The 20031-nt window shown below is 64.1% G+C and carries 20 protein-coding genes; 5 read left to right on the forward strand and 15 right to left on the reverse strand.

What is annotated here, in order from left to right:
* Positions 1-4: 4 nt before the first annotated feature.
* The 8 genes from Q0L25_RS08335 to rpsB all read right to left on the reverse strand — a co-directional run bounded on the left by Q0L25_RS08335 (position 5) and on the right by rpsB (position 7094).
* Positions 5-1138 (reverse strand): RIP metalloprotease, encoded by a 1134-nt coding sequence (locus Q0L25_RS08335; RefSeq protein WP_296613413.1) that lies wholly within the window; start codon positions 1136-1138, stop codon positions 5-7.
* The gene (locus Q0L25_RS08340) at positions 1135-2292 is read right to left on the reverse strand and encodes a 1-deoxy-D-xylulose-5-phosphate reductoisomerase (protein WP_296613268.1); all 1158 of its coding nucleotides are present in this window, start codon (positions 2290-2292) and stop codon (positions 1135-1137) included. The genes Q0L25_RS08335 and Q0L25_RS08340 overlap by 4 nt, the downstream gene beginning before the upstream one ends.
* Positions 2292-3104 (reverse strand): phosphatidate cytidylyltransferase, encoded by an 813-nt coding sequence (locus Q0L25_RS08345; RefSeq protein WP_296613270.1) that lies wholly within the window; start codon positions 3102-3104, stop codon positions 2292-2294. Before Q0L25_RS08345 ends, Q0L25_RS08340 begins: the two co-directional genes overlap by 1 nt.
* On the reverse strand, positions 3101-3844 hold the full coding sequence (locus Q0L25_RS08350; RefSeq protein ID WP_296613271.1) for an isoprenyl transferase: 744 nt from the start codon (positions 3842-3844) through the stop codon (positions 3101-3103). Before Q0L25_RS08350 ends, Q0L25_RS08345 begins: the two co-directional genes overlap by 4 nt.
* Positions 3841-4398, reverse strand: a complete 558-nt coding sequence (gene frr / locus Q0L25_RS08355) for a ribosome recycling factor (RefSeq protein WP_066819768.1) — start codon at positions 4396-4398, stop codon at positions 3841-3843. The genes Q0L25_RS08350 and frr overlap by 4 nt, the downstream gene beginning before the upstream one ends.
* A gap of 3 nt (positions 4399-4401) precedes the next feature.
* On the reverse strand, positions 4402-5124 hold the full coding sequence (pyrH, locus tag Q0L25_RS08360; protein ID WP_296613274.1) for a UMP kinase: 723 nt from the start codon (positions 5122-5124) through the stop codon (positions 4402-4404).
* Positions 5125-5249: 125 nt separating this feature from the next.
* Positions 5250-6182, reverse strand: coding sequence for a translation elongation factor Ts (gene tsf / locus Q0L25_RS08365; RefSeq protein WP_296613275.1), 933 nt, complete (start codon positions 6180-6182; stop codon positions 5250-5252).
* A gap of 87 nt (positions 6183-6269) precedes the next feature.
* Positions 6270-7094 carry a 30S ribosomal protein S2 gene (gene rpsB / locus Q0L25_RS08370; protein WP_296613277.1) on the reverse strand — a complete coding sequence of 275 codons (825 nt, stop codon included), beginning with the start codon at positions 7092-7094 and terminating at the stop codon, positions 6270-6272.
* A 258-nt stretch (positions 7095-7352) separates the two neighbouring features.
* On the opposite strand from rpsB, the gene Q0L25_RS08375 reads away from it, so the two are divergent.
* The 3 genes from Q0L25_RS08375 (at position 7353) to Q0L25_RS08385 (ending at position 10406) form a co-directional block, all read left to right on the forward strand.
* Entirely contained in the window at positions 7353-8918 is a 1566-nt protein-coding gene (locus Q0L25_RS08375; RefSeq protein WP_296613278.1) for a hypothetical protein, read from the forward strand.
* A 209-nt stretch (positions 8919-9127) separates the two neighbouring features.
* On the forward strand, positions 9128-9976 hold the full coding sequence (locus tag Q0L25_RS08380; RefSeq protein WP_296613280.1) for a sterol desaturase family protein: 849 nt from the start codon (positions 9128-9130) through the stop codon (positions 9974-9976).
* Between the two features lie 202 nt (positions 9977-10178).
* Positions 10179-10406 carry a hypothetical protein gene (locus Q0L25_RS08385; protein ID WP_296613282.1) on the forward strand — a complete coding sequence of 76 codons (228 nt, stop codon included), beginning with the start codon at positions 10179-10181 and terminating at the stop codon, positions 10404-10406.
* On the opposite strand, the gene pssA is transcribed toward Q0L25_RS08385, so the two are convergent.
* Together pssA and Q0L25_RS08395 are read right to left on the reverse strand one after the other, a co-directional pair.
* Positions 10348-11154 (reverse strand): CDP-diacylglycerol--serine O-phosphatidyltransferase, encoded by an 807-nt coding sequence (gene pssA / locus Q0L25_RS08390; RefSeq protein WP_296613284.1) that lies wholly within the window; start codon positions 11152-11154, stop codon positions 10348-10350. The genes Q0L25_RS08385 and pssA overlap by 59 nt on opposite strands.
* On the reverse strand, positions 11151-11870 hold the full coding sequence (locus Q0L25_RS08395) for a phosphatidylserine decarboxylase (protein WP_296613286.1): 720 nt from the start codon (positions 11868-11870) through the stop codon (positions 11151-11153). The genes pssA and Q0L25_RS08395 overlap by 4 nt, the downstream gene beginning before the upstream one ends.
* Positions 11871-12016: 146 nt before the next feature.
* Between Q0L25_RS08395 and Q0L25_RS08400 the strand changes: the two genes are divergently transcribed.
* A complete protein-coding gene (locus tag Q0L25_RS08400) occupies positions 12017-13237 on the forward strand; it encodes an NADP-dependent isocitrate dehydrogenase (RefSeq protein ID WP_296613288.1) in 1221 nt (406 codons plus the stop codon).
* Positions 13238-13241: 4 nt separating this feature from the next.
* Here Q0L25_RS08400 and Q0L25_RS21790 read toward each other — a convergent pair whose 3' ends face one another.
* From Q0L25_RS21790 to Q0L25_RS08410, 3 genes are all read right to left on the reverse strand, one after another.
* The gene (locus Q0L25_RS21790; protein WP_367184099.1) at positions 13242-13604 is read right to left on the reverse strand and encodes a phytanoyl-CoA dioxygenase; all 363 of its coding nucleotides are present in this window, start codon (positions 13602-13604) and stop codon (positions 13242-13244) included.
* 51 nt (positions 13605-13655) lie between these two features.
* Positions 13656-13835: a hypothetical protein gene (locus tag Q0L25_RS21795; protein WP_367184100.1), complete on the reverse strand. Its 180-nt coding sequence runs from the start codon at positions 13833-13835 to the stop codon at positions 13656-13658.
* Between the two features lie 92 nt (positions 13836-13927).
* Positions 13928-15130 carry an FAD-dependent oxidoreductase gene (locus Q0L25_RS08410; protein ID WP_296613290.1) on the reverse strand — a complete coding sequence of 401 codons (1203 nt, stop codon included), beginning with the start codon at positions 15128-15130 and terminating at the stop codon, positions 13928-13930.
* A 38-nt stretch (positions 15131-15168) separates the two neighbouring features.
* Here Q0L25_RS08410 and Q0L25_RS08415 point away from each other — a divergent pair, with 38 nt between their 5' ends.
* Positions 15169-16926, forward strand: coding sequence for a cation:proton antiporter (locus Q0L25_RS08415; protein ID WP_296613292.1), 1758 nt, complete (start codon positions 15169-15171; stop codon positions 16924-16926).
* Here the strand turns inward: Q0L25_RS08415 and aac(6') are convergent.
* The gene (aac(6'), locus tag Q0L25_RS08420; RefSeq protein ID WP_296613294.1) at positions 16921-17361 is read right to left on the reverse strand and encodes an aminoglycoside 6'-N-acetyltransferase; all 441 of its coding nucleotides are present in this window, start codon (positions 17359-17361) and stop codon (positions 16921-16923) included. The genes Q0L25_RS08415 and aac(6') overlap by 6 nt on opposite strands.
* A complete protein-coding gene (alaS, locus tag Q0L25_RS08425; RefSeq protein ID WP_296613297.1) occupies positions 17361-20006 on the reverse strand; it encodes an alanine--tRNA ligase in 2646 nt (881 codons plus the stop codon). Before alaS ends, aac(6') begins: the two co-directional genes overlap by 1 nt.
* Positions 20007-20031: the final 25 nt, after the last annotated feature.

A 20031-nucleotide genomic window follows, 5' to 3' on the forward strand; every position in this document is an offset into this window, starting at 1 on the left:
CGCTTCAGCCGATCAACCCGGCGAGATGCTGCCACAAGCCCACCTTGCCCAGGTCGTTGAACGTCACGATCAGGAACAAGCACAGGATCGCCGCCAGCCCACCGCGAAAAGCCCATTCCTGGATCGCCGGCGTCACCGGACGCCGCCGCACAGCCTCTATCGCGTAGAACAGCAAATGCCCTCCGTCGAGCATGGGGACTGGCAAGAGATTGATGAACCCCAAATTAATGGAGATGATAGCGACCAGCCAGATGAAGTCCGGCCATCCCATGCTGAGCTGCTCGCCGGAGAATTTCACCATGCCTACGACACCGGACATGTCCTTTATCGGCCGCCGCCCGCTGATCAGCTGGCCAAGCCCCTGCCCGGTCTGCCGGACCAGCGCCCAAAGCTCTCTGGACGCGACACCCGGTGCCTGCAGCACGCCGACTCGCACGAAAACCGGCTGGGCAGCGTGCACCCCCAGCATCCCGATATCGCCTTCGTTGCCGAACTTGTCCTTGACGTGCCGCTTGCCGATGACCGTGTCGCTCGCCATCGCGACACCGCCGCGGTCGAAATCGATCCTGACCCGCTCGCCCGCGCGCAGCTGGACGTAATAGGCCAAATCCTCGAACGTCTCGACCGGGCGTCCACCCAGCGCGGTGATCCTGTCCCCGGCTTTAAGGCCGGCCGCCGCAGCGGCGCTCCCCGCCTCGACCCCGGCTACCGTCGAGGGTGTGCGATTGTCGCCATAGGCCAGCGCAAACCCCGTCAGGATTAGCAAAGCCAGGAAGAAATTGGTTACCGGCCCGGCCAGTACGACGATCGCGCGCTGCCACAATGGCTTGGCCTGGAAGGTGCGAGCGCGCTCAGCCGGGGGTAGCGCCAGCCAGGCGGGATCCGGCTGGCTGGCAGGATTCATGTCGCCGGCGAAGCGGACATAGCCGCCAAGCGGGATCCAGCTCAGCTTCCAGCGGGTGCCGCGTTTGTCGGTCCAGCCAGTGATTTCCCGGCCGAACCCGATCGAAAATACTTCCGACTTGATGCCGAACAGCCGCGCGGCGAGATAATGGCCAAGCTCGTGGAAGAACACGAGCGGCCCCAGCAACAGCGCGAAGCCGACAATGTACAGGATCAGGCTGGGACTCTGCATCAGGTAACGCAATCCTCTACACGCTCGCCCGCGATGGTACGCGCTTCATCGTCTATAGCCAGTACGTCGTCCAGTGTCTCGGGCGCGGGCGGGTCGTAGCGGTCGAGCGTATCGCCGACGATTGCGGCAATTTCGAGGAACCCGATACGGCCCGCCAGAAACGCCGCCACCGCAACCTCGTTCGCAGCGTTGAGGATCGCGGGACGAGCCCCGCCTGTCTCCAGCGAGTGCCGGGCCAGCGTCAGGGCCGGGAAGCGCGCCTCGTCCGGCGCTTCGAAATCCAACCTGCCGATCGCGACCAGATCGAGTGGCGCCATTGGCGTCGCCATCCGTTCGGGCCAGGCAAGGCAATAGGCGATCGGCGTGCGCATATCGGCGGGTCCCAGCTGCGCAAGGACCGATCCGTCAGCATATTCGACCAGAGAATGAATCAGCGACTGCCGATGCACGATGATCTCGATACGGTCGGCATCGACCGGGAACAGCCGCGCGGCCTCGATCAGTTCGAGCCCCTTGTTCATCAGCGTCGCCGAATCGACCGAGATCTTGGCGCCCATCGTCCAATTGGGATGCGCGACCGCCTGTTGTGGCGTGACGTTGCGCATGCGATCCAGGCTCCAGTCGCGGAATGGACCTCCGCTCGCGGTCAGGATGATGCGGCGAACATGCTTCGCCTGGGCGGGATCGAAACATTGAAAGATCGCATTATGCTCGGAATCGGCGGGCAGCAGCGTCGCACCGAAACGCCGCGCGGCGTCGAGCACCAATTCTCCCGCCGACACCAAGGGTTCCTTGTTGGCGATCACGACAGTGCCGCCCTGTTCCACCGCTGCCATCACCGGACGCAGCCCGGCGCATCCGACGATCGCCCCGACGGTAAGATCGGCCCCCAACCGCGCCGTATCGCATATTGCTTGCGCACCGCCCGCTACCTCGGTGTCGGTATGGCGTAACGCGTCGCGTAGCGCCGGCAGGCAAGTTTCGTCGGCGACCACCGCCAATTCGGCCCCAGTCCGCCGCGCCGCCGCGGCGAGCTTCTCGACGTCGCAATTGGCGGTCAGCGCGCGAACCTTGAAGCGATCCGGTTCACGCTCGATCAGGTCGAGCGTCGATGTACCGACCGAACCGGTCGCGCCCAGAATAGTGACTGTCTTCATCAATGCCAGACGTAAAGGAGGGGAACGATGACGACCAGAAAGGCTGCTACCGGCGCCACCGGCACTAGCCCGTCGAGCCGGTCTAGCACGCCGCCATGGCCAGGGAACAAGGTTCCGCTGTCCTTCGCGCCGGCGCGGCGTTTAAGCCAGCTTTCGAACAGATCGCCACCCTGAGCCAGCAATGCCAGGAACGGAGTCGCGAGCGTCAGGCGAACCGCCAGGCCGAATTGCCAATGGAGAAACCAGCCGAATACCGTCGCCAGGGCAATGCCACCGATCAGTCCGGCCCAGGTCTTGTTGGGACTGACCGTCGGGGCGAGTTTCGGGCCACCGATATATTTGCCGGCGAAATAGGCGCCGATGTCGCACATCCAGACCAGTGCCAACGTCCAAAGTGTATAGATCAGCCCGAATTCGCGATTTTCCCGGATCACCAACAGCGCCAGGACCGGCACGCCGACATAGATCATGCCTAGCCCCAGCGCCCGGGGCTTGAACACCGCGGCGACGAACACCGCCGCCGCGCCGACAATCCCCAAGGCGAACCAGCCGGGCCCCCACGCTGCGGGCGACATCACCGTCAGCGGGACGACCAGGGTCAGCATCGCGCCGCGTTTGTCTTTGGCCGTAGCGCCGACCAAGTCGGCCCATTCGGCGATCATGACCATCGTCATCGCAGACACTACCAGCCAGAATATCCAATGGCCGAGCACGATCGCGGCGAGCGCGAGCGCCATCAGGCCCAAGCCCACCGCCGTACGGGTCAGCAATTCGGGCGGGCGCTTCGACGAGCGCGCGGGACGGTCGCTCACAGGCCTCCGAAACGACGTTGGCGCCGCCCGAAGGCGGCGATCGCCTGGCTCAACGTTTCGGCATCAAAATCGGGCCATAACGTGTCGACGAAGAGCAACTCGGCATAGGCAGCCTGCCACAACAGGAAGTTCGACAGCCGCTGCTCGCCCGAGGTGCGGATCAACAAATCGAGCGGCGGCAGATCGTGCGTATCGAGCAGGTTTTCGATCGCCTGAGTATCGATATCCTCGATCGCCATGGCGCCGTCGCGGACGCGACGCGCCAGTTCCTGGGCTACACCCGCGAGCTCGGCTTGCGATCCGTAGTTCAGCGCGATTGCCAGCAATGGACCGGTATTGGCCGAGGTGCGCCCGGTCGCATCGTCGATCATCGCAACCAGATCGGGGGAGAAGCGGCGGTAATCGCCGATCACCCGCAGCCGCACATTCTCGCGGACCAGTTCGTCGAGATCGCTGCGGATGAAATGCCGCAGCAAACCCATCAGGTCGCCGACTTCCTCTTCGGGACGCCGCCAATTCTCCGACGAGAACGCATAGAGCGTCATCGCCTCGATCCCCATCGCGCGGCCGGCGCGGGTGACCTTGCGGACTGCCTCCACGCCCATCTTGTGCCCGGCGAGGCGCGGCAAATGGCGCTTCTTCGCCCAGCGGCCATTGCCGTCCATGATGATCGCGACGTGACGCGGCAACGCCACGGTCGCCGCGGCCGGCGCCAGATCGGTGGCGGCAGCAGGCTTCACTGGCCCAGGATTTCCTTTTCCTTGGCCGTCGCCGCAGCATCGATATCGGCGATCGTGCTGTCGGTCAGCTTCTGCACCTCGGTCTCGTGGCGCTTGCGCTCATCCTCCGAGAACACGCCCTTCTTCTCGTCCGTCTTGAGCGAATCCATCCCGTCACGCCGGACGTTGCGGGCGGCGATGCGCGCCTTTTCGGCATATTGTCCGGCCAGCTTGGCGAGCTCCTTGCGGCGCTCTTCGGTCAGATCCGGGATCGGCAGGCGCAACGTATTGCCGTCATTGATGGGATTGAGGCCAAGACCAGCCGAGCGGATGGCCTTTTCGACCGGACCGATATTCGACTTGTCCCACACCTGCACCGACAGCATGCGCGGCTCGGGCGCCGACACGGTCGCGACCTGGTTGAGCGGCATGTGCGATCCGTACACTTCGACCGTCACGGGATCGAGCAAAGCGGTCGACGCGCGGCCGGTCCGCAACCCGCCGAGATCGTGCTTCAGCGCTTCGACCGCGCCGGCCATGCGGCGCTCGAGATCGGCCTTGTCATAGGCGGCCATGTGTCATCCTTCCTTCTGCACCACCGTCGAGACGCCCTCTCCACGCAACACCGAGGCGAGATTGCCCGGCTCGCGGATGTTGAACACCACGATCGGAATATTGTTGTCGCGGCACAAGGCTATCGCGCTTGCGTCCATGACTTTCAGATTGTCTGCGAGCACCGTGTCGTAACTGACGGTCTCATAACGCTTTGCAGCCGGGTCCTTCTTGGGATCGGCATTGTAAACGCCATCGACCGAGGTGCCCTTGAACAATGCGTCGCAATTCATCTCGGCTGCGCGCAGGGCTGCGCCACTGTCGGTCGTGAAGAAAGGCGAGCCGACGCCGGCGGCGAAGATCACCACGCGGCCTTTTTCGAGATGGCGCACCGCGCGGCGACGAATGAACGGTTCGCATACCGATTGCATCGGGATCGCGGATTGCACTCGCGTATCGACGCCGATTTGCTCGAGCGCGTTCTGCACCGCCAGCGCGTTCATCACCGTCGCCAGCATGCCCATATAATCGGCGGTCGCCCGCTCGATGCCTTTTGCTGCCGCCGATAGTCCGCGGAAGATGTTGCCGCCGCCGACCACGACGCAGAGCTCATGCCCCGCTTGCCTGGCGTCCTTGATCTCGCCGGCAACACGCGCGGTGACCTCGGGATCTATCGCCAATCCCCCCTCCCCCATCAGGACCTCGCCCGAGAGTTTCAGGAGGATGCGTTTATAGGCGGGGCTGGACATCTACACCTTCGGGTCGTGAAGTGGCGCGGACCTTAGGGGCGTCATGCCCCGAAGCCAAGCGGATAGCGGATACGAAAAAGGGCCGCGCCTCGCGACGCGGCCCCTTGTTCATTCGAGTCGTCGGATCAGGCCGGCTGCGGGACGCCGGAGGCCGCCGCGACTTCCGCCGCGAAGTCCGATTCCTCCTTCTCGATGCCTTCGCCGAGCTGGAAGCGGACATAGTCCTTCAGCGTGATTGGCGAGCCGGCTTCCTTGGCCGCCGCGGCGACCACGTCGGAGATCTTGGTCTTGCCGTCCATCACGAACAGCTGGCTGACCAGGGCATTCTCCTTGCGGTACTTGGCGATCGCGCCGTCGACCATCTTGGCGACGATGTCGGCGGGCTTGCCGCTCTCGGACGCCTTTTCCTGGGCGATCGCGCGCTCGCGCTCGATCACTGCCGGGTCGAGGTCTTCCTCGTTGAGCGCGAGCGGGAAGGCCGCCGCGATATGCATCGCCAGCTGCTTGCCGAGCGCCTCGAGCTTGTCGGCCGGAGCCTCGCTCTCGAGCGCGACGAGCACGCCGATCTTGCCGAGGCCCGGCGCCTGCGCGTTGTGGACGTAGGACACGACCGCGCCCTTCGACACTTCGAGCTTCTTCGCGCGGCGCAGCGTCTGGTTCTCGCCGATCGTCGCAATGTTGTTGGTCAGCACTTCCTCGACGGTCTTGCCACCAAGCGGTGCCGCCTTGATCGTCGCGATATCATCGCCCAGCTCGAGCGCGACCGAGGTAACATCGCGAACGAAGGTCTGGAACTGATCGTTCTTGGCGACGAAGTCGGTTTCGGAATTAACTTCGACCGCGGCGCCCTTGGTGCCCTGAACCTCGACGCCGACCAGACCCTCGGCCGCGGTACGGCTCGACTTCTTGGCGGCGGCGGCGAGGCCCTTTGTGCGCAGCCAATCCATTGCGGCGTCCATGTCACCGCCGGCTTCGCCCAGCGCCTTCTTGCAGTCCATCATGCCTGCGCCGCTCTTCTCGCGCAGGTCCTTGACCATTGCTGCCGTGATCTCGGCCATGTTCTCAGTCCTTCTAGTCAGAATGTGGTTGCGGGCGAGGCGGGGCGTCGTCGCCCTACCCCGCCCGCATGACGGTTCGGCGACGGATTACGCGTCGATCTGGCGCTCGGCCTCGGCGGCCATATCGGCCTGCTGGGCTTCGTCACCGACGATCGGCTCCGCGTTCAGCGCTTCCTCGACCGGGGCTTCGACCTGGGCACCCAGATCGACGCCGGCGTTGGCCTGACGCTGCTGGCCGCCACGGGTCGCGGCGATGGCGACCGCCTCGCAATAGAGGCGGATCGCGCGCGCGGCGTCGTCATTGGCCGGAACCGGGAAAGCGATGCCGTCGGGCGAGACGTTCGAATCGAGGATCGCGACGACGGGGATACCCAGCGTATTGGCTTCCTTGATCGCCAGCTCTTCCTTGTTGGCGTCGATCACGAACATCACGTCGGGAACGCCGCCCATGTCGCGGATGCCGCCGAGCGAGAGCTCGAGCTTGTCCTTCTCGCGGGTGAGCTGCAGCACTTCCTTCTTGGTCAGGCCGTGCGTGTCGCCCGAAAGCTGCTCTTCCAGGCTCTTGAGGCGCTTGATCGAGTTGGAGATCGTCTTCCAGTTGGTGAGCATGCCGCCCAGCCAGCGATGGTTGACGAAATGCTGGCCGGCGCGACGCGCGGCGTCGGCGATCGGCTCCTGCGCCTGACGCTTGGTGCCGACGAACAGGACCTTGCCGCCCGACGCGACCGACGAGCTGACGAATTCGAGCGCGCGCGCGAACAGCGGCACGGTCTGCGACAGGTCGATGATATGGACGCCGTTGCGGTCGCCGAACAGATACGGCTTCATCTTCGGGTTCCAGCGGTGCGTCTGGTGGCCGAAATGCGCGCCCGTTTCGAGCAATTGCTGCATGGTGACGACAGGTGCCGCCATAGGGATAACTCCTTCCGGTTGAGCCTCTGGGAAGCGGGAACCGAGAAGTCTCGGCACCGGGTTATGATGCTTCCCATGCGGGTTTGAGGGGCGCGCCCTAGTCCAAAGTTCGAGCAAAGGCAAGTGGCGCGGACAGGTGCGGTAGCCACCTCCGCGGAGCCGCTACTCAACGGCAACCTTTACGCAGCGTTAATCATGCCATGTCAACGCGTCCTGCGGCCAGCGTGCACGCTGTTCCGATAAGGGTTGATAGCGATCATGCAGCCGACATCCTCGCACCGCCAGGCGGCAACGCCCCTCCTGCTTCGAGGCATCTTCTGGTGCGTGTGGCTCACCCTCGCCGCCTTCGCGGCTACCCATCACGTAATGTGGCGCGATGAAATCCGGGCACTGAGCTTTGCCGAACGCGGACACAGCCTTGCCGACATGATCGTCCAGATTCGCGGTTTCGGCCATCCGGCGCTTTGGCACATCACTCTTCGTGGCGCGCTTTCGATCTATCCGCACCCTATCGTACTTCCCATTGTCGCTTTTGCGATCGGCGCAGCGGCATCGGCCTTGCTCGCGTTCAAGGCGCCGTTTCGTCCACTCTTGCTGGCGTTGGCGCTTTTCGGGGCGTTTTCGACATATGAATATGTAGCGGTCGCACGCAATTACGGGATCAGCATGCTCATCCTGTTCGCGGTGGCTTGGGCGTGGCCGCGCTATCGCGACCGGCCCGGGGCGATTGGGGCGCTGTTGTTCCTGCTGTGCAACACGAACGTGCATTCGGTCGTCCTCGCCGGCGCCTTCCTGGTTTTCTGGTTCGTGGAGCTCGTCCAGCAACGGCCCGAAAACAATCGCCTGTCGTGGCCGAGCTTCTTTGCGGCAGTGGCACTCGTCCTCATCGGCACGGCAATCTGCGCCTGGCAGGTCTACCCGCCGGTGGACACCGCCGCCATGCTGCCCCCGGGGCGATCCGGCACCGCAGGATTCCTGATCTCGCTCGTAGAGAATGTCGGACCCTATTTCGACGAACTGATGCCCGCGGACATGCGCAGTCTGGTCCCGGTGGTCGTCCTGCTGCCGATTCTGCTGATCCTCAGCATCGCAAGCTTGCGGTCGTCGCCCGGCGCGATGATCGCGTCGGCGGCGGCCTTGGTCGGGCTAGAGCTCGTCTTCCAGACGATCTATCCGGGCTATTACCGGCACCAGTCGCTGTTCATTGCATTCCTGCTAGCGATGGTCTGGATCGCGGAAGACAAGCGGCCGACGGAGACGCCGGACAGACCGACGATAGGCGGGATAGCGTTCATGGCGATGCTGGCACTCCAGGTGTACAATAGCGTTCTCATATTCAGCGGAATTGCCAGCGGCATTCCCGAAAGCCGCAGCCGTGACCTGGCAGCCCTGCTGGCGCGTCCTGGCCTTCGCAGCGCAATCGTCATGGGCGATCCGGACACCATGGTCGAAGCCCTCCCATATTATGTCAGCAACCCTATCTATTTCGTCCGCGAACATCGTTTTGGTAACACGATAATATTTTCGCACAGCGCGATATCGACCATGTCGATCAAGACGATCCTATCGACCGCGCAGGATCTGCACGCACGGACCCATCGGCCGATCGTTATCGTACTCGCGGAACGTCTAGGCCCCAATATCATCGCGGGTGAGCGCGATCGCGGATATTACGGGCCGCTACGGATCGATCCGAAGGAAGTTCGAGAGTTCCTCGCCGCGACGGTGCGGATCGCGCGTTTTGCGCCGGCGGTCACGGACGAAAGCTACGACGTCTACGTTCTCGATGACGCGAAGCGGAAAGGCGCTGGAGGCCTGCCTTAGGAAGGATACGGCGCCAGATGTTTCTGAATACAGCAGCGCGATCGGCGCCTGGATTTCATGGAACGGGCGCCAACGCCCGCGCGATCGCAACCAATTGGTAATCACGAAGCCGTAATTGCGGCTACCACACCCGAGAGCCCGCATATGTTCGTTTCAAAGCCGCAAGCCGGAACCGCATATGCCTGCGCGACTGTCGACGCTGCCAGCCGATGCCCACGATAATGGCGTTGCTCGCGACTTTGTGGGCCGAAGCGCGCCCAATGGTGATCGTCACCGCCTTCAGCCTTTCGGTGATGACGGTACTCGAACTTGTATTTCCGCGCGAAAGGCAGTCGCTGAGCCGGAGATGGGTTGGGCTGGCGATCTGGGCGTTCTACGTCCCGTTCAATCTGATCGTCTTCAAATCTCTACATAATCTTTGGGTCTCGATCGGGATCACGCCACTCGTAACGATACCCCTGTCCTTCAGTTGGGCTGGCATCCTATCGATAGTCTTGGCGCCTATCGCCGGCGCATTGGTCTATGACTTCTTCTTTTATTGGTTCCATCGCGCCCAGCACGCGCTCGCCTGGCGGTTTCACGCGGTGCATCACTCGATCAGGGAACTGAACGCGGTCAATTCCTTTCACCATGTCAGCGAGCCGATCTTCCAGGCTATATTCCTGGTGTTGCCGGCGAGCCTGATCATGGCGGACACCGGCCCCACCATTCCGGCGATGCTGATCATCCTTCAGCTTCACGCGTCCTTCATTCACTCGCCGACCCGGATCACCCTGGGACCGTTGCGCGTGTTTTTCTGCGACAATCGATTCCACCGAATCCATCATTCGCTCGAAGAAAAGCATTTCGACAAGAACTTCGGGGCATTCACGACACTCTGGGATCGCCTGTTCGGGACAGCGTGGCTCCCCGCGCAAAATGAGTGGCCGGAGACTGGCCTGGCCGAGGTCGACCAACCGCGCAGCTTGCGAGACTGGATCGATTTGCCGGTCAGGTTCCGGCACGAGCGACGAGACGAAACGATCGAGCCAAGATCGGGTAACCGTTCGCCGGCCTGAGGGCATCGGTTGGCCAGCATGCAAAGGCTTTGTGATGGCCGAACCTCGGCGTCACCCATAATATTCACTCTATGTTCTCTTTTTCGCTTGACGATAGGAACATCAACAGAACATACAGCGATCATCCACAGGACGCGGAACATCTGAATCGACCGAGGGTTGGTTCAACACGGATCGCGGTCCGCCCAAAGGGGAAGTCGCAATGTTCACGCTCGTTGCCGTCCTGATGTTCGCCGGTGCACTACTCGCGGCAGGCGCGACCATTTATTCGACCGTCGTCCCGGCATTGCCGAGCATTCAGGCCGCGCTTGCCGGCAAGAATCGTGCATCGATTGTTCCGCCGCTACCGCCGCGTCACGCCGCGGCGACGATCAGGGTAACGGTGCGGCCGGTTTCGGCCCAGCCGACATATTGGCGCGCTGCCGCCTGATCCGCGCGTAATTGCGCGCGCTGAACGGGATCAGCGCGAGATAGACCAGGCAAATTCCAGCCAATGTCGGCCATGGCGCGGAAACCAATGCCGCCCCGATCGCGACGATTACTGCCAACGCCTCAAAGCGGATGTTACGCCTCAACCTGAGCGACGACCAGCCGTACGTCGCGATGCTCGAGATCATCAGGAACGCAATAAAGGCCATCCATGGCGCCACCAGCCAGGGCGAGCGCAGCCAGGGCTCTCCAGTGATAAACCATAGATAGAGCGGCAGCATCGCACCGATCGCCCCAGCGGGCGCTGGAATACCGGTCAAATAGCCGGCAGCCTTACGCGGCTGTTCAGTGGCATCGATCTGGGCATTGAACCGCGCCAGCCGCAACGCGCAAAACACCGCGAACAGCAAGGCGCATATCCAGCCGAAGCGTGGCGCGTCGGTGAGCGACCAGAGATAAAGGATCAGCGCCGGCGCTACCCCGAACGAGATGGCATCACTGAGCGAATCGAGTTCGGCGCCGAACCGGCTCGTCCCGCGCAGCATCCGCGCGACCTGTCCGTCGACGCCGTCAAGCGCGCTCGCGGCGAGGATCATCACCACCGCCATCTGCCAGTCGCCGGCGATGGCGAAGCGCACGCCCGTCAGCCCCGAGCTCAGCGCCAAGGCAGTCAGCGCGTTGGGCGCGATCGTGCGCAGCGGCAGGCCAGTGGTCGGCCGTCGCAGGCGTCGCGGACGCGGCGGTCTCACTGGGTGACGCCGCTCATCGTCTCGCCGCCAATCCGGCCGATGATCGTCTCGCCCGCGATGGTGCGCTGGCCAAGGATGACCTGGCAGGCGGTATCGGCTGGCAGGAATACGTCCACCCTGCTGCCGAAGCGGATCAGTCCGATGCGCTGGCCGGGCGCGACCATGTCGCCTTCCTTGACGAAGGCGACGATTCGACGGGCCACGAGGCCCGCGATCTGGGTGAACCCGATCAACCGGCCATCCTTGCCCTCGACGACGAGGTGCTGACGCTCATTCTCTTCACTCGCCTTGTCGAGGTCGGCATTGAGGAACTTGCCCGAAATATAGACGACGCGGCGGATGATTCCCTGGATCGGCGTGCGGTTCACATGGACGTCGAACACGCTCATGAAGATCGAGACGCGGATCAGCGGCGCCGTACCCAATATGTCGAGTTCGGCGGGCGGCACCACCGGCTGGATCATCGTCACCAGCCCGTCGGCAGGCGCGATCACCAGGCTGTCGTCGCGCGGCGTCACGCGGATGGGATCGCGGAAGAAAGCGGCCACGCCCAGCGTCAGGAACGCCAGCGGCCAGAACAGGACTTTCCAGATGAGCAGCGACAGCAATGTCGCGACGGCCGCGATAATGACATAGCGCCGCCCTTCCGGGTGCATTGCCGGAAAGCGCCACTTGACGGTGGTCGTGCCGATTTCCGGCGGATCGAGTGAAGGCATGGGGCGTCGTCTAACCGTGTTGCCTGTGCGGTACAATGCGCGCCAAGCGAGTCAGGCTCCCGAGGCGGTACGCGGGGACGGTGCTTGACCCCCCTCCCCGCTTCACCCTAGAGGCCCGACCGAAAACCCCCATCAGGAAAGCGGATATGGCGAAGATCAAGGTGAAGACGCCCGTCGTGGAGATCGACGGCGACGAAATGACGCGGATCATCTGGGAATGGATCCGTGAGCGCCTGATCAAGCCGTATCTCGACATCGACCTCGATTATTACGACCTCGGCATCGAACATCGCGACGCGACCGACGACAAGGTCACCGTCGACAGCGCCAAGGCGATCCAGAAATACGGCGTCGGCGTGAAGTGCGCCACGATCACCCCGGACGAGGCGCGCGTCGAGGAATTCGGCCTCAAGAAGATGTGGAAGTCGCCCAACGGCACGATCCGCAACATCCTGGGCGGCGTCGTTTTCCGTGAGCCGATCGTGATCTCCAACGTGCCGCGCCTGATCCCCGGCTGGACCAAACCGATCGTGGTCGGCCGTCACGCGTTCGGCGACCAGTATCGCGCGACCGATTTCCGCGTCCCCGGCCCGGGCAAGCTGACCATGACCTGGGTCGGCGACAATGGCGACAGGATCGAGGAGGAAGTGTTCCAATTCCCCTCGTCGGGCGTCGCGATGGGCATGTACAATCTCGACGATTCGATCCGCGATTTCGCCCGCGCCTCGATGCATTACGGCCTCAATCTCAAGTGGCCGGTGTACCTGTCGACCAAGAACACCATCCTCAAGGCCTATGACGGCCGCTTCAAGGATCTGTTCCAGGAAGTGTTCGAGGCCGAGTTCGCCGACAAGTTCAAGGAAGCGGGCATCGTCTACGAGCACCGCCTGATCGACGACATGGTCGCCTCGGCGCTCAAGTGGAGCGGCGAGTTCGTCTGGGCCTGCAAGAATTACGACGGCGACGTCCAGTCGGACCAGGTCGCGCAGGGCTTCGGTTCGCTGGGTCTCATGACCTCGGTCCTGCTCTCGCCCGACGGCAAGACCGTCGAGGCCGAAGCCGCGCACGGCACCGTCACGCGCCACTATCGCCAGCACCAGCAGGGCAAGGCGACCTCGACCAACCCGATCGCGTCGATCTTCGCCTGGACCGGCGGCCTCAAATATCGCGGCAAGTTCGACGGTACGCCCGACGTGACGCGCTTCGCCGAGGAACTCGAAAAGGTCTGCATCGAGACCGTCGAGAGCGGCAAGATGACCAAGGATTTGGCGCTGCTGATCGGACCCGATCAGGCGTGGATGACCACCGAGCAGTTCTTCGAAGCGGTGCGCGAGAATCTCGAGAAGCGCATGGCCGCCTGGGCGTAAGCGCCTAGATTCCTAGCCATTCCAAGCCGCCGGGCAGGTGCTCGGCGGCATAATCGACCTGCAATACCCTCCGACGGCCTGGTTCGCGCGCGGCGTCGGAGGCGTGCAGGATCGGCGTTGCATAGGCCCAGATGTCGCTGGCCTCTGCCAGGCAGCGGTGCATGCCCAGACGCTCCACCATAGCGGGGATTTCGGCTTCCCTGACCCGTCCAAGAATGTGGGATCCCGGCGCGATCAGCAGCGGCGCATTGCTCTCCGGCACCCGATCGAGATGGATACGGATCGTCATCATCCGCTCGAGCAGATCGATCGGCGGCGCGACGTGGAGCAATCCCGCCTTGGTCGTCCACGGCCCGAAGCCCGACACCTCGACCCGATTCCGGACGACGATCGTACGATCCTGGTGCCAGCCGAGCGCTCAATTGGTGGCGGTCGACTTGTCGAACAGGATCATCCGCACCGGTCGCGTCCTAGCGCCGAGGTGCCGCGCCACCAGCGCGCCGATAGCTCCTCGAGAGTCGAGCAGATCGGTCAGCGCCGGAATATCGGTCAGGCGGATGCCGGCATGATCGGCAGGCTGGCTCTCGACCGCCTGCATGATTGCGAAAAGATGCCGGCTCGCCGCGCCCTCCCAAAGCTCTGCGCCATCCCGGTCTAAGGTCAGCGAGCGCCCCTTCATGGGTGGGACAATCACGCTTTGGCTTCGGGCGACCGAACATGTTCCGGTCGGAAACCCATGCCGATGATTTGTGCGGGAATGCGGCGCAGCAGCGGAATGCGGTCGAGCAATTTCGCCGCGAGCGGGGGGCCGTCGAGCGGTTCGCTGTTCGACAGCAACGGCGCGATGATCGTGTCCTGCACCATCTTCTGCATCCCCTGGGTTAGCTTGACCGCGCGGATACGACGGTCGTGGACCTCGTGCAGCAAGGGGTCGGGGTCATCGCCCGCCGCCATCGGCGCGGCAAGAATATTGGCGGCCGCGACCGCATCCTGCACCGCCAGATTGATTCCGACGCCGCCGATCGGCGACATTGCGTGCGCGGCATCGCCGATCACGAGCAGGCCCGGCCGGTCCCACTTCTCCAAACGATCAACCGTCACGGTGAGCAGCTTGACGTCGTCCCAACTGGTCACGCCCTGATCGACCGTCGCGTTTTCCGGTCCGATCGCGCGCACCCGATCGCGGAAGGCATCGAGTCCCTCGGCCCGGATCTTCTCGGCGCCGCCCTTGGGAAAGACGAAGGCGCATTGATAATAATCGCCGCGATCGATCAGCACGAACAGGATGCCGGTATCGAACACCCCCATCGTGTCGTTCTCGGGCCGCGCGATCTTGGGGATGCGAAACCAGAATACGTCCATCGGCGCGCCGATCTGGGTGGCGGGCAAGCCGTCGCGGTGCCGTGAATCGCGCCCGTCGGCGGCGATGGTCAGCCGCGCACGGATCTCCTGGCCGTCGGCCGTCCTGACCCCGATCACGCGTCCGCCCTCCTCGATCAACTCGGCACCTTCGCAACTCTGACGCAAGTCGAACGCCGGATATCGTCGTGCGGCATCGGCGACGAAATCGAGAAAGTCCCATTGCGGCATCAAGGCGATGTAGGGCGCCGGAACATGAAGATGCGTCAGATCGACGATCTGCATGTCGCGTCCGGCGATCCGCGCACCCAGGCGCTCGACCTTCTGATGCGGGCGCTGGAGCAACTCGTCGAGCAGCCCCAGCTCACTGAAGATGCGCAAGGTCGATGGATGGACGGTGTCGCCGCGAAAATCGCGCAGGAAATCCTTGTGCTTCTCCAGCACGATCGTCTTCAGGCCCGCGCGCGCGAACAGCAATCCCGCGACCATCCCGGCCGGTCCGCCGCCGATAATGCAGACATCGACATCAGTCATGACCTGACAAACTCCCTTCGGCCTGCTTTGATGCCGTCATGGCAATTGGTCTCGACAACAAGGGGTTCAGCGACGCGCTGGTGATTCTCGGTGCGGCGGGCATCGTGATCCCGGCTTTCGCACGGTTCAAGGTCAGTCCGGTGATCGGGTTCATCCTGGTCGGCATACTTGTCGGACCGGCAGGGCTCGGGGCGCTGGTCGGCCAATATCCCTGGCTTTACCACGTCACCATATCCGACGCGCACGCGATCGAGCCCTTTGCCGAGTTCGGCATTACCCTGTTGTTGTTCTCGATCGGCCTCGAATTGTCGCTGCGGCGCTTATGGTCGATGCGTGGTGCGGTGTTCGGGATCGGCGCGGCCGAATTGTTCGGCTGCGCGGCGGTGATCGGCGCCGCCTTGTTCGTCAGTGGAGACAATTGGGGCGGCAGCATGGGGCTCGGTCTCGCGCTGGCGCTGTCGTCGACCGCCCTGGTGCTGCCGATCGCCGGCACGACCAGCGCGGTCGGCCGGACCGCCTTTGCGATGCTGTTGTTCGAGGACCTGGCGCTGGTCCCGATCATCTTCGGGCTCGGCGCGATGGGCGGGCGCGGCGGCGATATCGTCAGCGTCCTCATTTGGGGAGCGATCGCGATCGCGGCGATCTTCCTGGTCGGCCGTTTCCTGCTGCCACGCCTGTTCGCACAGGCGGCGCGGACCAAGAGCCCCGAATTGTTCCTGGCGATCTCGCTCCTCGTTGTCATCGTCGCCAGCCTGGCGACGACCGCCGCTGGCCTCTCGCCGATCGTCGGGGCATTGCTCGCCGGCGTGCTGATCGCCGAGACCGAATATCACAGCGAAGTCGAGGTGATCACGGCGCCGTTCAAGGGCCTGGCGCTCGGCGTGTTCCTGATCACCGTCGGAATGAGCCTCAGTCTCGAGACGCTGCTCGCCCGGTGGGGAGATTTCGTGTTGGCGTTGATCGGCATAGTCGCGGTCAAGTCGATCGTCACTTTCGCCCTGCTGAAGCTATCCAAGGCGCGCAACGGCGTTGCCGCGGAAACCAGCCTGTTGATGGCAAGCCCGTCGGAAACCACGCTGATCGTGCTCGGCACCGCAGCGGCCGCAGGGCTGATCGCGCAGCAAGACGCCGCTTTTTGGCAGACGGTGACGGCATTGGGTCTGACCCTGACCCCGGCGCTGGCGGAGATCGGTCATGCGGTGGCGCGGCGGCTCGAAGCGCGCGAGACGCTGGCACCGGATCTCCAGCTCGCGGAACAAGGTCCGGGTACGGTGGTGATCGGCTTCGGTCGCGTCGGGCGGATGGTCGCCGACATGCTGCGCGAGCACGGCCAACCCTATATCGCGGTCGAGGCCGATATCGACACGGTCAACGCGGCGCGGCGCGACGGCTATTCGGTATTGTTCGGCGACGTCGCGCGGAGCGAATTGGTCGACCGCCTCAATCTCGGACGCGCCAAGGCGCTGGTGCTGACGATGGACGACCCGGTGCTGACGGCGCATCTGACGAAACGTGTTCGCGGATGGGTGCCGAACCTGACCATCCTGGCGCGCGCTCGCGATGCCTCCCACGCCGCCGAGCTCTATCGCGCGGGCGTCACAGATGCCGTGCCGGAAACGCTGGAGAGCTCGTTGCAATTGTCCGAGGCGGTCCTGGTCGAATTGGGCATCGCGATGGGACCGGTGATCGCCTCGATTCACGAAAAACGCGACGAGCTACGCAAGTCGATCAAGGACGAAGCCGGCCTCGACCGCGAACCGCGGCTACGGCGGGTCCGAAAGGCCGACGCTTCATAAGGGCTTGCAGAAGTACACCACGCGTTCCTGCTCGGCAAAACCGACCGCGCGGTGGAAGGCATGGCTGTCGACATCGTCGAGCAGGGCGTCCGAGGCGAATTCGGTACAGCCCTGCGCGCGGCCCCAATCGGCGATCGCCTCGACCAGCGCCGCCGCAGCACCGCGCCCGCGATGATAAGGCGAGACATAGATGCCCTCGAGAAAGACCACGGGCGAAGTCGAGGTGCCATTGACGTAATCGTGGCGCAGCGCCGCCTCGGCGAAACCGACGACCCTTCCGTTATCGATCCGCGCCACGAGGTTGCGCTGGTTCGGATCGCTCGTGGCCAGCCAGCCCGCCGCTTCCTCGATCAGCCCTTCTTCGGGCCACAGCGCGAAACGCAACGCCGCCCAGTCCGCTAGCGTCTCCGCCGAAACGGGCTCGGTCCGCAGCATCAGCCGGCGAGCGCTGCCTTCACCGCCGCGACCGCGTCGTCGCCCTTGCTGCCGTCGGGGCCGCCGCCCTGCGCCATGTCCGGGCGGCCGCCGCCGCCCTGTCCGCCGATGACCTCGACCGCCTTGCGCAACAGCTCGACCGCGTTGAAACGCGCCGTCAGATCGTCGGTCACGCCGACCGCGATCGACGCGCGGCCGTCATTGACCGCGACCAGCACTGCGACGCCCGAGCCGATCCGCGCCTTGGTCTCGTCGACCGCGCCGCGCAGCCCCTTGGCCTCGAGCCCGTCGATCACTTGGCCGACGAAGTTTATACCATTGACTTGCTCGGGACCGGCCGGGGCAGCGCCAGCCCCGCCACCCAGTGCCAGCGCTTTCTTCGCTTCGGCCAGTTCGCGCTCGAGCCGGCGGCGGTCCTCCACCAACGCCGCGACGCGCGCGGGCACCTCGTCCGGCGTCGCCTTGAGCACGGCAGCGGCCTCGCGCAGTTTCTCGTCGCGGCTGGCGAGATAAGCGCGCGCCGCTTCGCCGGTCAAAGCCTCGACGCGGCGCACCCCCGACGACACCGCGCCTTCGCTCACCAGCTTGAACAGGCCGATATCGCCGGTCGCATTGACGTGCGTGCCGCCGCACAATTCGAGACTATAGATCCTCTGCCCGTCGCGGCCCATCGACACGACGCGCACCTCATCGCCATATTTCTCGCCGAACAGCGCCATCGCGCCTTCCTCGATCGCTTCCTCGGGCGTCATCAGTCTGGTCGAGACGGCGTCGTTCTGACGGATATAGGCATTCACATCAGCCTCGACTTCGGCCAGCCGTGCCGGATCGATCGCGGTCGGCTGCGAGAAGTCGAAGCGTAGCCGCTCGGGCGCGACCAGCGAGCCTTTCTGGGCGACATGCGTGCCGAGCCGTTCGCGCAGCGCGGCGTGCAGTAGGTGCGTCGCAGAGTGGTTGGCGCGGATCGCATTGCGGCGCTCGCCGTCAACCACCAGGTGGACAGCATCGCCGACCGCGAGTTCGCCCGCCTCGATCTTCGTCCGGTGGGCCCAAAGCCGGCCGAGATGCTTCTGCGTGTCGAACACGCGGCCCTTCAGCCCCTTGTCGTTGGTCGCAAGTCCAGCATCGCCGACCTGACCACCGCTCTCGGCATAGAAGGGCGTCTGGTTGAGCACCACGTCGACCTCGTCACCGGCAACGACCTTGTCGACGCGCGCGCCGCCCTTGATCAGTGCGACGACCTCGCCCTCGCCTTCCTCCGACGTATAGCCGATGAACTCGGTGCCGCCCTTTTCCTCGACCAGATCGTACCAGAGTTCGTCCGACGCCTTCTCGCCCGAACCCTTCCACGCGGCGCGGGCGGCGCGCTTCTGCTCGGCCATCGCGGCGTCGAAGCCTTCGCGGTCGACCTGCAGGCCCTGGGCGCGCAAAGCGTCCTCGGTCAGGTCATAGGGGAAGCCATAGGTGTCGTAGAGCTTGAACGCGGTCTCGCCGGAGAGCGTCGATCCCTGCGCCATGCCCGCGGTCGCCTCGTCGAGCAGCTTGAGGCCCTTGTCGAGCGTGCGGCGGAACTGCTTCTCTTCCTGCTGCAAGGTCGCCTCGATCAGCGGCTGCGCGCGGATCAGCTCGGGATAGGCGGCCCCCATTTCGGCCACCAGCGCCGGCACAAGGCGGTGCATCAGCGGATCCTTGGCGCCAAGCAGATGGGCGTGGCGCATCGCGCGGCGCATGATGCGGCGGAGCACGTAGCCGCGCCCTTCGTTGGCCGGCAGCACCCCGTCGGCGACCAGGAAGCCCGACGAGCGCAGATGGTCGGCGATCACGCGATGGCTCGCCATCTGCTCGTCGACCGCCTTGGTGTGAGTCAGAGCTTCCGAGGCGGCGATCAGCGCCTTGAACGTGTCGGTATCGTAATTGTCGTGGACGCCTTGCAGCACCGCGGCGACGCGCTCGAGACCCATGCCGGTGTCGATCGACGGCTTGGGCAGGTTGCCGACGATCTCGTTGGCCTCCTGCTCGAACTGCATGAACACCAGGTTCCATATCTCGACGAAGCGATCGCCGTCCTCATCAGGCGATCCCGGCGGGCCGCCCGGAATATGGTCGCCATGGTCGAAGAAGATTTCCGAACATGGGCCGCAGGGGCCATTGTCGCCCATCGCCCAGAAATTGTCCTTGGTCGCGATGCGGATGATCCGCTCTTCCGGCAGGCCGGCGATCTTCTTCCACAGATCGAACGCCTCATCGTCGGTATGATAGACGGTGACGGTCAGGCGATCGGCCGGAATGCCCCATTCCTTGGTCAGCAACCCCCAGGCGAGCGTGATCGCGCGTTCCTTGAAATAATCGCCGAACGAGAAATTGCCGAGCATCTCGAAAAACGTGTGGTGCCGCGCGGTGTAGCCGACATTGTCGAGATCGTTATGCTTGCCCCCGGCGCGGACACATTTCTGACTCGATGTCGCGGTCGAATACGGCCGCGATTCCAGGCCGGTGAACACGTTCTTGAACGGCACCATGCCCGCATTGACGAACATCAGCGTCGGATCGTTCTGCGGCACCAGCGGCGCCGATTGCACGGCCGTGTGGCCGTTGGCGGCGAAGTAATCGAGAAAGCTGCGGCGGATGTCGTTGGTCGAGGTCATGGCCGCGACTTAGGGGACACGCGGG

This window comes from Sphingomonas sp., assembly GCF_024508665.1.
Lineage (GTDB): Bacteria > Pseudomonadota > Alphaproteobacteria > Sphingomonadales > Sphingomonadaceae > Sphingomonas.